Source organism: Microtetraspora sp. NBRC 13810, assembly GCF_030268685.1.
GTDB lineage: Bacteria > Actinomycetota > Actinomycetes > Streptosporangiales > Streptosporangiaceae > BSRQ01.
The window spans coordinates 469038-483813 of the sequence record NZ_BSRQ01000002.1 but is presented as its reverse complement, the minus strand read 5'-3'; the positions used below and the strand labels follow the sequence as shown (position 1 = coordinate 483813).

Annotated in this window: 13 protein-coding genes; 12 read left to right on the top strand and 1 reads right to left on the bottom strand. The window is 73.2% G+C overall.

Annotated elements, in window-relative coordinates; translation table 11 throughout:
• Nucleotides 1-515: 515 nt before the first annotated feature.
• Nucleotides 516-1757, top strand: a complete 1242-nt coding sequence (locus tag QSK26_RS05970) for a hypothetical protein (protein WP_285773948.1) — start codon at nt 516-518, stop codon at nt 1755-1757.
• A 403-nt stretch (nt 1758-2160) separates the two neighbouring features.
• Complete coding sequence (thiD, locus tag QSK26_RS05965; RefSeq protein WP_502888671.1) at nt 2161-2955, top strand: bifunctional hydroxymethylpyrimidine kinase/phosphomethylpyrimidine kinase; 795 nt, start codon at nt 2161-2163, stop codon at nt 2953-2955.
• 390 nt (nt 2956-3345) lie between these two features.
• Here the strand turns inward: thiD and rpmB are convergent, their stop codons facing one another.
• Complete coding sequence (gene rpmB / locus QSK26_RS05960) at nt 3346-3531, bottom strand: 50S ribosomal protein L28 (protein ID WP_285773946.1); 186 nt, start codon at nt 3529-3531, stop codon at nt 3346-3348.
• A 282-nt stretch (nt 3532-3813) separates the two neighbouring features.
• Here rpmB and recG point away from each other — a divergent pair, with 282 nt between their 5' ends.
• From recG to smc, 10 genes are all read left to right on the top strand, one after another.
• The gene (gene recG, locus QSK26_RS05955) at nt 3814-6000 is read left to right on the top strand and encodes an ATP-dependent DNA helicase RecG (protein ID WP_285773945.1); all 2187 of its coding nucleotides are present in this window, start codon (nt 3814-3816) and stop codon (nt 5998-6000) included.
• Between the two features lie 396 nt (nt 6001-6396).
• The gene (rsmD, locus tag QSK26_RS05950) at nt 6397-6966 is read left to right on the top strand and encodes a 16S rRNA (guanine(966)-N(2))-methyltransferase RsmD (protein ID WP_285773944.1); all 570 of its coding nucleotides are present in this window, start codon (nt 6397-6399) and stop codon (nt 6964-6966) included.
• 15 nt (nt 6967-6981) lie between these two features.
• Nucleotides 6982-7458 (top strand): pantetheine-phosphate adenylyltransferase, encoded by a 477-nt coding sequence (gene coaD / locus QSK26_RS05945; protein ID WP_285773943.1) that lies wholly within the window; start codon nt 6982-6984, stop codon nt 7456-7458.
• A gap of 52 nt (nt 7459-7510) precedes the next feature.
• Nucleotides 7511-8083 carry a YceD family protein gene (locus QSK26_RS05940; RefSeq protein WP_285773942.1) on the top strand — a complete coding sequence of 191 codons (573 nt, stop codon included), beginning with the start codon at nt 7511-7513 and terminating at the stop codon, nt 8081-8083.
• 1 nt (nt 8084) lies between these two features.
• Nucleotides 8085-8264, top strand: coding sequence for a 50S ribosomal protein L32 (rpmF, locus tag QSK26_RS05935; RefSeq protein ID WP_285773941.1), 180 nt, complete (start codon nt 8085-8087; stop codon nt 8262-8264).
• Nucleotides 8265-8569: 305 nt separating this feature from the next.
• Nucleotides 8570-9319, top strand: coding sequence for a ribonuclease III (gene rnc / locus QSK26_RS05930; RefSeq protein ID WP_285774188.1), 750 nt, complete (start codon nt 8570-8572; stop codon nt 9317-9319).
• 6 nt (nt 9320-9325) lie between these two features.
• A complete protein-coding gene (gene mutM / locus QSK26_RS05925) occupies nt 9326-10189 on the top strand; it encodes a bifunctional DNA-formamidopyrimidine glycosylase/DNA-(apurinic or apyrimidinic site) lyase (RefSeq protein ID WP_285773940.1) in 864 nt (287 codons plus the stop codon).
• Entirely contained in the window at nt 10186-10473 is a 288-nt protein-coding gene (locus QSK26_RS05920; protein WP_285773939.1) for an acylphosphatase, read from the top strand. Before mutM ends, QSK26_RS05920 begins: the two co-directional genes overlap by 4 nt.
• A 189-nt stretch (nt 10474-10662) precedes the next feature.
• Nucleotides 10663-10857 (top strand): hypothetical protein, encoded by a 195-nt coding sequence (locus QSK26_RS05915; RefSeq protein ID WP_285773938.1) that lies wholly within the window; start codon nt 10663-10665, stop codon nt 10855-10857.
• Nucleotides 10858-11055: 198 nt separating this feature from the next.
• Nucleotides 11056-14766 (top strand): chromosome segregation protein SMC, encoded by a 3711-nt coding sequence (gene smc / locus QSK26_RS05910; protein WP_285773937.1) that lies wholly within the window; start codon nt 11056-11058, stop codon nt 14764-14766.
• Nucleotides 14767-14776 lie beyond the last annotated feature (10 nt).

The window sequence follows — 14776 nt, the reverse complement described above, 5'->3', positions numbered from 1 at the left end:
GAGCCTCCGCGTCCGGCGAACCGGCGGCTTCCTGGGCCTTCACGCCCGGCGAACCGGCAGGTTCCCAGGCTTCCGCGCCCGGTGAGCCGGCGGGCGGGTGGGCCGCCGCTTCCGACGAGGCGGCGGACCGGTGGAGTGCCACCTCCCCCGGAGACCTGACCGGCCCGTGGACCGCCACTCCCGGCCGGGCCACGCCCCCGGGTGAGACCGCCGGCCGGCCGGCCGCCGAGTGGCCCGACCCGCACGCGGGGGACAGCCCCGCCGCGTTCTCCGGGGCGCAGGCATGGGGGCGGGGCGAACCGACCGCCTGGACGGACGACCCGGATACCGCCGGACGGACGCACGGCGGTGGTGCGTGGGGGGCGGACGACACGGATGCCGGTGGACGACCGCACGGCGGAGCGCGTGGGGCGGACGACTTCGGCGGTTTCGACGGTCAGCGCGGGGCGGGGAGTCTGGGAGACGCGCCGGCGGCGACCGGGGGCGGGTGGCCGCTCGGGCCTTCGGGCGAGCTCGTGGGGGAACCCGCCTGGCCGTTGGCCGCGCCGGTCTCCGCGGCGGGCGCCACGCCTCCGCCCGCCGGGCCGGCCTCCGGGCTCGACGACGAGAGCGAGGGGGAGACGACCGACCAGTGGGCGCCGGCCTGGGAGGTGCAGCCGACCGACCGGCTCGTCTACTCCAGCCGCACCGGCGCCGCGCCGGAGGAGCCCCCGGCGGCCGGACGCGGTGCCGCTCCGGGCTCGGGCCGGGCGGGACGGGGTACGGCCGAGGCCGCCGGCCTGCATGAAACGGGCTGGACCGAGCCGCCGTCGAAGGCGGAGGCGGGCGGCGACTTCCTCGATCCCGAGGTCGCCGGGCTGGACGTCCCGGCCAGGCGGCGCAGCCGTACCATGCTCCTCTCCGCGGCCGCGGTGGTCGTCCTGCTCGGCGGGACCGCGGCGGGCGTGCAGCTGATGTCCGGCTCGCCGGAGAAGGCGACCCCGCTGGCGTGTGACCGGGGTACGACGTGCGCCACGACGGGGCCGAACCAGGTCGTGCCGGACGACACCGATGAGCCCGTCCTGCCCGAGGAGACCGAGTCGGAGCCCGCCGAGGAGCAGCCCACGGCCGACGACTCCACCGCGCCCCCCGCGGACCCGATCTCCGCCCCGGCCGACGCGCCGCAGCGTACGACCCCCGCGAAACCCCGCAAGGAGCGCGCCGAGACCGGGCCCGACATGGAGTCCCAGGCGACGCCGCCCCCGGATGTCGACGACACGCAGCAGGGCGCGGTCCAACAGCCGCTGGACGCCTCCGCGCCCGCCGAGGACGGCGAGATCGGCACCCCCGCCAGCTCGGCCCCGCCCACCTCCGTACCGTCCGCCAGCCCGCGCCCGCCGACGAGGGACCCGCAGGAGCCGCAGGGGCCGCGACCGACGTCCGGTCCGTCGGGCGACGGCGACGGCCCCCACTGGCCGCCGATCGACATCGAGATCGGCTTCGACCTGCTCCGCGCCAAGCCCGCGAGCTACACGGCGTCGATCGTGCTCTCCAACGACTCCGGCAGCGACCTGGCCGGCACGGAGGTGAGCATCCCGGTCGGCGGCGTGGTCAGCGACGTCAAGGGCGTCACCTGGAAGCAGCGCGGCTCCACGCTCGTGCTCGACGCCCCCAAGGTCCGGGCCGGCAAGGACGTGGTGATCACCTTCACCGCCACCGGCACGGCCAAGCCGCCCACGTCCTGCTCGGCCCCCGGCACCTCCTGCAGGACCAGCTGACCCACCCGCCCTGCCCGGCCCCGGCACCTCCTGCAGGACCAGCTGACCCACCCGCCCTGCCCGGCCCCGGCACCTCCTTACAGAACCGCCGGACCAGTCGCGGCGCCTCCACCGCAGCGGGGGCGCCGCGACTCCCCGGCACGATCCGGCCCCGCCCGGCTCCGGGCCGCGCTGTGTCCCGGGCTGCGCGCCTGGTCTTCGGGGCGTCGTCGTGTGCCGTGTCCATTGGCCCATCCCGGCACGGCCTCGCTCGGCTCCGTGCCGGGCCGCGCTGTGTCCCGGGCTGTGCGCCGTGCCCACCGCCCTGGGTGGTGCCGTGTGTCGCGTGCCGTCCTCGGGCGGTGCCGTTGAGGGACGGGGCGGGGGAGGGGGGAGGGGGAGCGCGTTTGGTTGGATGTTGTTCATGACGGTTTCGACCCCTCCTCTCGTGCTGACGGTCGCCGGATCCGACTCGGGCGGCGGCGCGGGCATCCAGGCCGACCTCAAGACCATGCTGGCGCTCGGCGTACACGGCATGAGCGTCATCGCCGCGGTCACCGCGCAGAACTCGCTGGGCGTGCAGGGCTACTGGGAACTGCCGCCGGAGGCGGTGCGCGCCCAGCTCGACTCGGTGCTCGGCGACATCGGCGCCCAGGCGATCAAGACGGGCATGCTCGCCTCGCCCGCCCTCGTCGAAACGGTGGCGCGGGTCCTCGCCCAGGCGGGCGCGCCCGTCGTGGTGGATCCGGTCGGCGTCTCCAAGCACGGCGACACGCTGCTGGCGGCCGAGGCGGTCGAGACCGTCAAGTCCCTCCTCCTCCCCACCGCCACCGTGGCCACCCCCAACCTGTGGGAGGTCGCCCAGCTCACCGGCGTCAAGGTCGAGGACGAACGCGGCCTGCGCCGGGCGGCCGAGGCCGTCCTGGCCCTCGGCCCGACCTGGGCGCTGATCAAGGGCGGCCATCTGCCCGGCGAGCCCGTCGACCTGCTCACGGACGGCGACCAGGAGTTCCTCCTCACCGCCGGACGCCACGACAACCGCCACACTCACGGCACCGGCTGCACCCTGGCCTCCGCGATCGCCTCCCACCTCGCCCTGGGCGAGGACGTGCCCACCGCCGTCCGCAAGGCCAAGGAGTACGTCACCGGCGCCATCGCCCACGGCTTCCCCCTCGGCGCAGGCATCGGCCCCGTGGACCACGCCTGGCGCTGGCGCTGACCCCCATACCGGCCCCCCTTACCGGCCACCCCCGAGGATCGGACACCCGCTCACAGGGCCCCGCCCCGGCCCGCGCGGGCCTGTGAGCGGCGGCGGCGCGCCGTGGTGTCCACGCGCCCGGTGGACGGTGGCCGGTACGACGGCACACGTGGGCCTGTGACCGGCGGCGGCGCGCCGTGGTGTCCACGCGCCCGGTGGACGGTGGCCGGTACGACGGCACACGTGGGCCTGTGAGCGGTGGCCCAGCGCTCATGAGGCGAGCTTGAGCGACGTGGCGAGCCGGTTTGACGCGCCCGCCCCGCCAGACCTCCGCGAGCACGGTGGGCGATCACGTGCAAAGCAAAGACCCGGCGCTTCGGGAGGCGCCGGGTCCTTGGGAAGATCTTGGGGTCAGCGGGCGACCTTGCCCGCCTTGATGCACGAGGTGCACACGTTCAGCCGCTTCGGGGTGCCGCCGATCTTGGCCCGGACCGTCTGGATGTTGGGGTTCCAGCGGCGGCGGGTGCGGCGGTGCGAGTGCGAGATGTTGTTGCCGAACGTCGGCCCCTTGCCGCAGACGTCGCAGACGGAAGCCACGGTATCGCTCCTTAGATCAGTCGATAAGCCCGAGCCTCAGCCAGTGAGGACGGTCGTCGGGCATGCCGGGACAACCGGCCAGCCACACGAGGATATCCGATGCCCACCGATGCCCGCGCACGCGAGCCCGCCGGACAGGCGAAGAGGATAATCTCTCCAGTCACCGTAGCGCATAGGCGGCGCCCGCCGCTTCATCCCCCGGGGGATCGGCGCTGATCATCGGCGTGGCGCGGGCGGGACGTGGCGCGAATCTGTCGGCCGCGCAGGGTAAAACTGGATGGCGTGACGAGCTTTGACGAGCCGCTGTCCACGGCGCTCGACCGTAAGACGGCCGGGCTGCTGGAGGACGTGCTCGATCTGCGTACCGTGGGCGAGCTGCTGCGGCACTACCCGCGGCGCTATGCCGAGCGCGGCGAGCTGACCGCGATCGACGCGCTGGAGGTCGACGAGCACGTCACCGTGGTGGGCGAGGTGGCCAGGGTGATGCGCAAGCCGATGCGCAACAAGGGCGGCACCTGGCTGGAGGTCGAGGTCGCCGACGCCCGGCGCAACCGGATCTACCTGTCGTTCTTCGGCAAGGCGTCGCACGCGGCGGAGTCCAGGCTCAAGCCGGGGCGGCGCGGCATGTTCGCCGGCAAGGTCGGCATGTTCGGGCGCGGCGACCGGCCGCGCTGGCAGTTGGCCCAGCCCGACTACGAGCTGTTCGAGGAGGAGGGGGAGTCCGCCGGGGCGGAGGAGTTCGCGGCGGCGCCGGTGCCGATCTACCCGGCGGGCAAGGACCTCACCTCGTGGGTGATCCGCAGGGCCGTGGGCATGATCCTCGACACGCTCGGCCCGCTGGAGGATCCGCTGCCCGCCGGGCTGCGGGCCGCGCACCGGCTGCCGGGGCTGGCCGAGGCGCTGGTGGCGATCCACCGGCCCCGCGACTTCGGCGACGTGACCCGGGCGCGCGGCCGGCTGAAGTTCGACGAGGCGTTCCTGCTCCAGGCGGTGCTGCTGCGGCGGCGTTCCGCGGCGGCGGCGTGGCCGGCCAGGCCGCGCCCGCGCAGCGACGACGGGCTGCTCGCCGCCTTCGACGGGCGGCTGCCCTTCGACCTGACCGAGGGGCAGCGGAAGGTCGGCGAGGAGGTCGCCGCCGACCTGGCCAGCCCGCACCCGATGCACCGGCTGCTCCAGGGCGAGGTCGGCGCGGGCAAGACGGTGGTGGCGCTGCGCGCGATGCTCCAGGTGGTGGACGCGGGCGGCCAGGCCGTGCTGCTGGCGCCGACCGAGGTGCTCGCCCAGCAGCATCACCGCTCGATCAGCGCGATGCTGGGCGATCTCGCCACCGGCGGCATGTTCGGCGGCACGGCCGTGGCGCTGCTCACCGGTTCGCTGGGCGCGGCGGCGCGGCGTTCGGCCCTGCTCGACGCCGCCTCGGGGGCCGCGGGCATCGTCGTCGGCACGCACGCGGTGCTCCAGGACCGGGTGCAGTTCGCCGACCTCGGCCTGGTCGTGGTGGACGAGCAGCACAGGTTCGGCGTGGAGCAGCGTGACGCGCTGCGTGAGAAGGGCGGCGGCGGCCGTCCGCACGTGCTGGTGATGACGGCGACCCCCATCCCGCGCACGGTCGCGATGACGGTCTTCGGCGACCTGGAGGTCTCCACGCTCTCCCAGCTCCCCTCGGGCCGCGCCCCGATCACGACGCACGTGGTGCCGGCCGCCGAGAAGCCGCACTACCTGGAGCGCGTCTGGGAGCGCCTGCGAGAGGAGATCGCGCTCGGGCGGCAGGCGTACGTCGTCTGCCCGCGGATCGGCGACCAGGAGGGCGATGAGGGCGACCTGGAGGCCGATGTCGGGGCCGACGGCGACCGCCGGCCGCCGCTCGCCGTGACGGATGTCGCGCCGATGCTGGCCGAGGGGCCCCTGCACGGGCTGCGGGTCGAGGTGCTGCACGGCCGGCTCGCGCCGGAGGAGAAGGACGCGGTGATGCGGTCCTTCACCAGGGGCGAGATCGACGTGCTGGTGGCGACCACGGTGATCGAGGTGGGCGTCGACGTGCCCAACTCGTCGGTCATGGTGATCATGGATGCCGACCGTTTCGGCGTGTCCCAGCTCCACCAGCTGCGCGGGCGGGTGGGCCGCGGCGGGCTCCCCGGCCTGTGCCTGCTGGTCAGCGACTCGCTGCCGGCCACCCCCGCCAGGGCGCGGCTCGACGCGGTGGCGGAGACGCTCGACGGCTTCGCGCTGTCCCGGGTCGATCTGGAGCAGCGGCGCGAGGGCGACGTGCTGGGCGTGGCGCAGTCGGGCCGCAGGTCGTCGCTGAAGATGCTCCAACTGCTGCGCGACGAAGACGTCATCACGGCGGCGCGGGAGGAGGCGGCCGAGCTCCTGGCGGCCGACCCGGAGTTCGAGGCCCACCCGGTGCTGCGCGCCGAGATCGAGCGGCTGGTGGCCGACGAGCGCGCGGGCTACCTGGAGAAGACCTGAGCGGCCCGTGGGATCGCGGGCAGGCCACGAAGGGGTCTCGAAAGGCCACGAAGGGGTCTCGAATGAGAACGTGAGGGGGACTCGCACCGGCTCCTGGCCGCATGATGTGACCAGGGCCCAGCCGGGGACGGCCTCCCCCCGAATGCCGTCCCCGGCTGGGCCCCACCCTCGGGTCAGGTGCCGAGGGCACCGGCGTGCGGAAGGGCTCACGATCACGCCGGCCGGCCTTCCCCTGGGTCACCTGAAGGCCGCAGAACTCATCATGGGGGCCCGGCTCCCTGATGTGAACGACCCTTACACATTCCTCGCCACTCCTTGCTCACTCTTGAAGCTGTGACCGGGGGAGAACGTGGAGTAGCCGAGAAGTCCGCGCGGATCCGCCCGATAATGGGGGCTATGACGCGGGTGATCGCAGGAAGCGCCGGTGGCAGGCGGCTGGCGGTGCCGGCGGGCAAGGGCACGCGGCCGACGAGCGACCGGGCCAGGGAGGGGATCTTCTCCACGGTGGGCTCGCTGCTCGGCCCGCTGGACGGCACGCGGGTGCTGGACCTGTACGCCGGATCGGGCGCGGTCGGGCTCGAAGCGCTGTCGAGGGGGGCGGTCGCGGCGCTCCTGGTCGAGTCGGACGCCAAGGCCGCGAGGACGATCAGGGCCAACATCGACGCGCTGGGGCTGCCCGGCGCCGAGCTGGCCGCGGACAAGGTCGAGCGGGTGCTGGCCCGCGGCTGCGGCTCGCCGTACGACTTCGTGTTCGCCGACCCGCCGTACGCGGTGACCGACGCGCGGGTGAACGAGGTGCTGGAGCTGTTGCGGGACCACGGCTGGCTCGCGGCGGACGCACTGATCGCGGTTGAGCGGGAAAGTCGGGGAAATGACGTTAAATGGCCCTCCGGGTACGTAGAGGAGAGGGTGCGTCGATATGGCGAAGCGGCCGTTTGGTACGGTCGCGCCGCCGGGAACCCGTAGAACTGGGGGTGCGCCTTGCGCCGTGTCGTCTGCCCGGGGTCGTTCGACCCTGTGACCAATGGCCACCTGGACATCATCGGCCGGGCGTCCCGGCTGTATGACGAGGTGGTCGTCGCCGTTCTGATCAACATCGAGAAGAAAAGCCTGTTCACGGTGGAGGAGCGCATCGACATGCTCCAGTCCGTGACCAAGGAGTACGGGAACGTCCGGGTGGACAAGTTCCACGGATTGCTCGTGGACTACTGCAAGCAGCGCGGCATCCCCGCGATCGTCAAGGGGCTGCGCGCGATCAGCGACTTCGACTACGAGTTGCAGCAGGCGCAGCTCAACTACCGGATGTCCGGAGTGGAGACGCTGTTCATGTCCACGAACCCGGAATACTCCTTCCTGTCCTCCAGCCGGATCAAGGAGATCACCCGCTACGGCGGGGATGTGTCCGGCCTGGTGCCCGACCTGATCCACAAGCTCCTGGTCGAGCGGCTCAGGGGCTGACCCCCGGCTGGTATTCTTTCTATTCGGCCTTGCACGACGGCGTTGATTCGCCATGCCTGATGAGAGCAGGATGACTCTGCGTAGCCTCGATCCCCGAGCCCCCTGGGTGATCTCGACCCATGAGCTGGGTCGGCGACCGGGATCGATGCGGCAGATGGTCCGGTCTCTTCCGGCTCCGGAGAATCTCGGCGTCGACATGATCGGCGTCCCCAAGGACGCCGATGTCGAGCTGGACATCCGGCTTGAGTCGGTGATGGAGGGTGTGCTCGTCACGGGCACCGGGCGGGCCCCGCTGAGCGGGGAGTGCGCGAGGTGTCTGGAGCCGCTGACCTCGGAGATCGAGGCCGGGTTCCAGGAGCTTTTCTTCTACTCCGCGGAGGACGCCGCAGAGGACGACCAGATCCTCGACGGCGACCTGCTCGACCTCGAGCCGACCTTCCGTGACGCGGTGGTGCTCGCACTGCCGCTCAGCCCGGTCTGTCAGGATGACTGCCCGGGCCTGTGCACGGAGTGCGGGATCAGGCTGGCGGACGCCGGCCCTGATCACCGGCATGACAAAGTCGACGCCCGCTGGGCGCGACTGCAGGGTCTGATAAGCGAACACGACAACGATCAGGAGGGCTGACGTGGCCGTCCCCAAGCGGAAAACATCGCGGAGCAACACCCGCTCCCGCCGCGCGCAGTGGAAGGCCGCCGCGGTGGCGCTGGTGGACTGCCCGCAGTGCCGGCAGCCCAAGCGGCCTCACGTGGCGTGCCCGAGCTGTGGCACCTACAACCGCCGTCAGGTCATCGAGCCTTCGGCCTGATCGCGCGAGCCGGGCGGCGGCCGGCCGGGAGCCTCTGAGGGATCCGGCCGGCCGTACCGCAGGCGGCGCAAGCGGTGGCTGAACGCCCGCGGCTGTGGTGGACGCCGGGATCACGACGTGATCCTCCCGGCGCCCACCACGTCTTCGGGCACTGGCTCGTTTCCCCCCTCACGCCACCGCGTTCCTCGTGACGGAGCGTCGCGAGGGTTCACACGGTCGGATCAGCCGCCCGAGGAGGAAACGTGGGCGCAGGTGCCAAACCGGTGGCCGTCGAGGTCGCCAGAGACGAACTTGAGAAGGTCGTGATGGTGCGGCTGGACGCCGCACTGCTGGAGCGCGCGCTGACGCACCGCTCCTACGCGTACGAGAACGGCGGGCTGCCCACCAACGAGCGCCTGGAGTTCCTCGGCGACTCGGTGCTGGGGCTCGTCGTGACCGACACGCTCTATCGCAACCACCCCGACCTGCCCGAGGGGCAGCTCGCCAAGCTGCGCGCCGCGGTGGTCAACATGCGCGCGCTCGCCGACGTGGCCCGCTCGCTGGACCTCGGCAGGTTCCTGCGGCTCGGCCGGGGCGAGGAGGGCACGGGAGGCAGGGACAAGTCCTCGATCCTCGCCGACACCCTGGAGGCGCTGATCGGCACGGTCTACGTGGACAAGGGGCTGGACGAGGCGTTCCGGGTCGTGCACACGCTGTTCGACCCGCTGATCACCCGGTCCGCCTCGCTGGGCGCCGGGCTGGACTGGAAGACCTCGCTGCAGGAGCTGACCGCCTCCGAGACGCTCGGCGTGCCCGAGTACCACGTCGACGAGAGCGGTCCCGACCACGCCAAGTCGTTCACCGCCGTGGTGCGGGTGGGCGGCGAGGACTACGGCAGCGGTTCGGGGCGCAGCAAGAAGGAGGCGGAGCAGCAGGCGGCCGAGGCCGCGTGGACCCGCATCCGGGCGCTGCGCGACCAGGTCCAGAGCCCCGCCCAGGGCCCTGTTCAGAGCCCCGGCCAGAGCCCTGTCCAGGGGTCCGTCCAGAGCCCGGTTCAGAGCCAGCCGGCCAGGTGAGGCCCGATGCCCGAGCTGCCAGAGGTCGAGGTGGTCCGGCGGGGCCTTGAGCGCTGGGTCGCCGGTCGTACGGTGGCCAAGGCCGAGGTGCTCCACCCGCGTGCCGTCCGGCGGCACGTGCCGGGCGCCGACGAGTTCGCCGCGCGCCTGGAGGGCCGTACGATCGGCCGGGCCGAGCGCCGGGGTAAATACCTCTGGCTGCCGCTGAACGGCGGCGAGGAGGCTCTTCTGGCCCATCTGGGCATGAGTGGGCAACTGCTCGTGGTGGAGCCGGACTCGCCGCAGGAGAAGCATCTGCGGGTCCGGCTCCGGTTCGACGACGGCGGTCCCGACCTGCGCTTCGTCGACCAGCGCACGTTCGGCCACCTCCTGGTCACCGCCCTCGTACGGCACGACAGGCCGGTTCCCTCGCCGATCGCGCACATCGCGGCCGACCCGCTGGAGGCGGCCTTCGACGACGACGACTTCGCCCGCAGGCTGCGGCTGCGGCGGACCGAGATCAAGCGCGCCCTGCTCGACCAGTCGCTGATCAGCGGCGTGGGCAACATCTACGCCGACGAGTCGCTGTGGCGGGCCAGGCTGCACGGGGCCCGGCCGACCGGCGGGCTCACCCGGCCCAAGGTCGGCGAGCTGCTGGCGGCGGTTCGGGACGTGCTGGGCGAGGCGCTGGAGCAGGGCGGCACGTCCTTCGACAGCCTCTACGTCAACGTCAACGGCGAGAGCGGCTACTTCGACCGGTCACTCGCCGTGTACGGCAGGCGCGACCTGCCGTGCTCGCGGTGCGGGACACCGGTGATCAGGGAGCCGTTCATGAACCGATCCTCATATAGCTGCCCGCGTTGTCAACCCCGGCCGAGGGCGCGGGCGTGACCGGGGAGGAGGCGCCCGTCCGCCTCACCGCCTGGGTCCGCGGGCGGGTGCAGGGCGTGGGTTTCCGCTGGTGGACGCGGTCCCGGGCGCTGGAGCTCGGGCTGCTGGGATGGGCGAGGAACACCGCGGACGGCCGGGTGGAAATAGTCGCCGAGGGGTCTCGCGACTCCTGTGTCAAGCTCCTCGAACTCCTGCGCGGTTGCGACCCGCCGGGCCGGGTCGATGGAGTGGTGGAACGCTGGGGAGAAGCGCGAGGTGGCCTCAGCGGTTTCCGGGAGCGCTAGCCGCTTCCCCTAAACGCGCCAAATGAGGTATATTTGTATGTCGGGAGTGCCCGCTGGTGCATCTAGCCGGAGCGTTCAACTTGACCGGCCTCAGCACCGGTGCGACTCTTGATAGGAACCACGCGCACCCCTCCCGCGGCATGAAGTGCGCGAACCAGTCTGGTCACTCAGCGTGGAGGACCCTTTACCATGGCGAAGGCTCTACTCGGCCACGTCGGCGGTCCTGACCCTCGGATGGTCTCGGAAATGCGCCGTCTCCAGCAGCGAATCCGAGACCTGGAGGCAGAGCTCATCCGGCTCCAGGCACAGAACGACGCTCTTTCGGCACAAAGCCGGGAGGAGGCGTTCAACCGTCTGCAGGATCGCGAGCCGGCCCTCACCTGAGAGGTCGGGAAGCATCATCAAATAGTCCAGGGACGCCTCGCGGAGGCGTCCCTCGTCATGTGCGAGGCCCGTGGTGACCCACGGGCCTCAATCGTTTCCCCGCCCGTGTACCAGCGGACACGCGCCCGTGAACGGTAGTCTGCCCCAATGGGCAGGGGCGCCCGGGCCGTGCGCTGACGGGGAAGGGGACGCGGATCCGTGTATCTCAAGAACCTCACCCTGCGCGGCTTCAAGTCGTTCGCGTCGGCCACCTCGCTGAAGTTCGAGCCCGGCATCACCTGCGTGGTGGGCCCCAACGGCTCGGGCAAGTCCAACGTGGTGGACGCGCTGGCCTGGGTGATGGGCGAGCACAGCGCCAAGTCCCTGCGCGGCGGCAAGATGGAGGACGTGATCTTCGCGGGCACGTCCTCCCGGGCGCCGCTGGGCCGCGCCGAGGTCACCCTGACCATCGACAACACCGACGGCGCGCTGCCGATCGACTACACCGAGGTCACGATCAGCCGGCTGATGTTCCGGTCCGGCCAGAGCGAGTATGCGATCAACGGCGACACCTGCCGCCTGCTCGACATCCAGGAGCTGCTGTCGGACTCCGGGATCGGCCGTGAGATGCACGTCATCGTGGGGCAGGGCCAGCTCGACGCGGTGCTGCACGCGGGCCCCGAGGAGCGCAGGGCGTTCATCGAGGAGGCCGCGGGCGTCCTGAAGCACCGCAAGCGCAAGGAGAAGGCCCTGCGCAAGCTGGACGCGATGCAGGCCAACCTGACCCGCGTCCAGGACCTCGCCACCGAGCTGCGCCGCCAGCTCAAGCCGCTGGGCCGGCAGGCCGAGATCGCCAGGAAGGCCGCCGTCATCCAGGCCGACCTGCGCGACGCCCGGCTGCGGCTGCTCGCCGACGACGTGATCACGCTGCGCGAGACCCTGCACAGGGAGGCCGCCGACGAGGCCGCCGTGCTGGCCCGCCGTACACAGGTGGAGTCCGAGCTGGAGCGGTCCCAGTTGCGGGAGAGCGAGCTTGAGGCGGCCGAGGGCGCCGCGCAGCCGCGGCTGAAGTCCGCCCAGGAGACCTACTTCCGGCTGGCCTCGCTGCGCGACCGGCTGCGCGGGCTGTCCGGGCTGGCCGCCGAGCGCCACCGGCACGCCGCCGACGCCGCGGCCGTCGAGCGCAGGGGCCGGGACCCGGAGGACTACGAGCGGGAGGCGGGTGAGATCCGCGCCCAGGAGGAGGAGCTCGCCGAGGAGCTCGCCTCCGCGCAGGAGATGCTGGAGCACGCGGTGGCCGGGCGTTCCGCCGCCGAGGCGGCGCTGGCGGCCGAGGAGCGCAGGCTGGCCGCGGAGTCCCGCGCCGCGGCGGCCAGGCGCGAGGAGCTCGCCAGGATGCGCGGGCAGGTCGGCGCGGTGCGCGGCAGGGCGAACGCCGCGCAGGAGGAGATCGGCCGTCTGACCAGGTCCCTCGCCGACGCCGAGCAGCGGGCGGCCGACGCGCAGGCGGAGCACGACGCCCAGGCGGCGCAGGAGCCCGGCGCCGACCCCGCGCTGGCGGAGGAGCTGGAGCTGGCCCTGGAGCGGGTCGAGACGGCCAAGGAGGCCGTCGAGGCCGCCAGGGCCGCGGTCGAGCGGATGAGACAGGACGTGGAGCGGCCGCGCGCCGCGCTCGCGGCGGCGAAGTCCGCGGTGGGCACGGCGCGCGCCGCCGACCAGGAGGCGCAGCGCGCGATCGCCGCGCTCCAGGCCCGCAAGGAGGCCCTGGAGCTGGGCCTGCGGCAGGGCGTGGACGGCGCGGCGGCGCTGCTCGCCGGCGGCCTCGCCGGCGTGCTCGGCCCGCTGGCCACGATGGTGACCGTCAGGCAGGGCGCGGAGACCGCGATCGCCGCCGCCCTGGGCGCCGCGGCCGAGGCGGTGGCCGTCGGCTCGCTGCCCGCGGCGGTCGGCGCCGTGGAGTTCCTGCGGGAGCGGGAGGCCGGCCGGTCCAGCCTCGTCGTGGCGGCCCTCACCGGGCCGGTGCCCACCGGGCTCGCCGGCGCGCGCCCCGCCGACCGCCGGCCCGCGGTCGCCGGGGAGTGGGCGCTGGATCTCGTGTCCGTCCCCGAGAACCTGCGTCCGGCCGTGACCGCGCTGCTCGGCGACGTCGTCGTGGTGGACGACCTCGCGGGCGCCAGGGCGCTCGCCGAGGCGCACCCCGGGCTGCGGGCGGTCACCTGGGCCGGTGACCTGGTCGGCGCGCACGTCGTCCGGGGCGGCTCGGCGGACGGCGGCGGCTCCGCGCTCCAGCGGCGCGCCGTGCTCGACGAGGCGGTCACCGCGCTCGGCGAGGCGGAGGCCACCGCCGAGCTGACCGGCGAGCGGCTGGACGAGGCGATCGAGGCCGAGCGCGCCGCGCAGGCCGCGGTGGAGGCCGCCCAGGCGCGGGCCGCCGAGGCGCAGTCCGGCGTCAGCTCCGCGCAGAGCGGGGTGAGCGCCGCGCAGGCCGTGCTCGACCAGGTGCGGGCGAGGCAGCGCGACTCCGACCAGAAGGCGGCGGCCGTGGCCAGGCGGCTGGCGCAGCTCGCCGCCGCCGCCGAGGCGGCCCGCGCCGAGACCGTCCGCACGGCCCAGGGGGTGCGCGCCGCCGAGGAGGCGCGCGACCGCGACGTCGCCGGGCTGGCCGAGCTGGAGGAGCGCCTCGCGCGGGCCGAGTCCGAGATGGACCACGAGCCGGAGCCGACCACCGAGATCCGCGACGAGCTGGCGGCCACCTGCGAGGTCGCCAGGCAGTCGGAGCTGGAGACCCGGCTCGCCGTGCGCACGGCGGAGGAGCGGGTCAGGGGCATCTCCGGCCGGGCCGACGCGCTGCTCCGCGCCGCCGAGCGGGAGCGGGCCGATCGCGCGGGCGCGGCGGCCGAGCGGGCCCGCCGCCGCAGGCAGGCCGCCGTCGCGCAGGCCGTGGTACGCGGCGCCGATCGGGTGCTGACCGTGCTGGAGTCCTCGATCACCGCAGCCGCCGCCGAGCGGGACGACGCCGAGCTGGCCAGGGGCGAGATCGACACCTCGCTGAAGGCGACCAGGCTCCGGGTGCGGGAGCTCACCGCCGAGCTGGACAAACTGGTCAACCGGGCACACGGCAGCGAGGTCGCGCGGACCGAGCAGCGGCTGCGGCTGGAACAACTGGAGGCGCGGGCGGTCGAGGAGTTCGGCGTCGAGGGCGAGGCGCTGGTGGCCGAGTACGGCCCCGCCGTACCGGTGCCCGCCGAGCCGGAGCCGGTGCCCTACGTGCGGGCCGAGCAGGAGAAGCGCGCCAAGGTCGCCGAGCGGCAGATGGCCCAGCTCGGCAAGGTCAACCCGCTGGCCCTGGAGGAGTTCGCGGCCCTGGAGGAGCGGCACGCGTTCCTCACCTCCCAGCTCGAAGACCTGAAGAAGACCCGGCGTGACCTGCTGACCGTGGTCAAGGAGGTGGACGAGCGGGTCGAGCAGGTGTTCTCCGCCGCCTACGAGGACGTCGCCCGCGAGTTCGAGACCATCTTCACCAGGGTGTTCCCGGGCGGTGAGGGGCGGCTGCTGCTCACCGACCCCGCCGACATGCTGACCACCGGCGTCGAGGTGGAGGCCCGGCCGCCGGGCAAGAAGGTCAAGCGGCTGTCGCTGCTGTCCGGCGGGGAGCGGTCGCTGACCGCCGTGGCGTTCCTGATCTCCATCTTCAAGGCCAGGCCCTCGCCGTTCTACGTGATGGACGAGGTGGAGGCCGCCCTGGACGACACCAACACCCAGCGGCTGCTCACCCTTTTCGAAGAGCTCAGGCGCAGCTCCCAGCTCATCGTGATCACCCACCAGAAGCGCACCATGGAGATCGCCGACGCGCTCTACGGCGTTTCGATGCGCGGCGACGGCGTCACCCACGTGGTCAGCCAGCGCCTGCGGGAGCGCGAATCCGCCTGAGGCTGCCGGA

Coding starts and splice junctions, on each gene's coding strand:
- thiD (WP_502888671.1), top strand. CDS start 2,161: ATGACGGTTTCGACCCCTCCTCTCGTGCTGACGGTCGCCGGATCCGAC.
- rsmD (WP_285773944.1), top strand. CDS start 6,397: ATGACGCGGGTGATCGCAGGAAGCGCCGGTGGCAGGCGGCTGGCGGTG.
- QSK26_RS05940 (WP_285773942.1), top strand. CDS start 7,511: ATGCCTGATGAGAGCAGGATGACTCTGCGTAGCCTCGATCCCCGAGCC.
- rnc (WP_285774188.1), top strand. CDS start 8,570: ATGGTGCGGCTGGACGCCGCACTGCTGGAGCGCGCGCTGACGCACCGC.
- mutM (WP_285773940.1), top strand. CDS start 9,326: ATGCCCGAGCTGCCAGAGGTCGAGGTGGTCCGGCGGGGCCTTGAGCGC.
- QSK26_RS05915 (WP_285773938.1), top strand. CDS start 10,663: ATGGCGAAGGCTCTACTCGGCCACGTCGGCGGTCCTGACCCTCGGATG.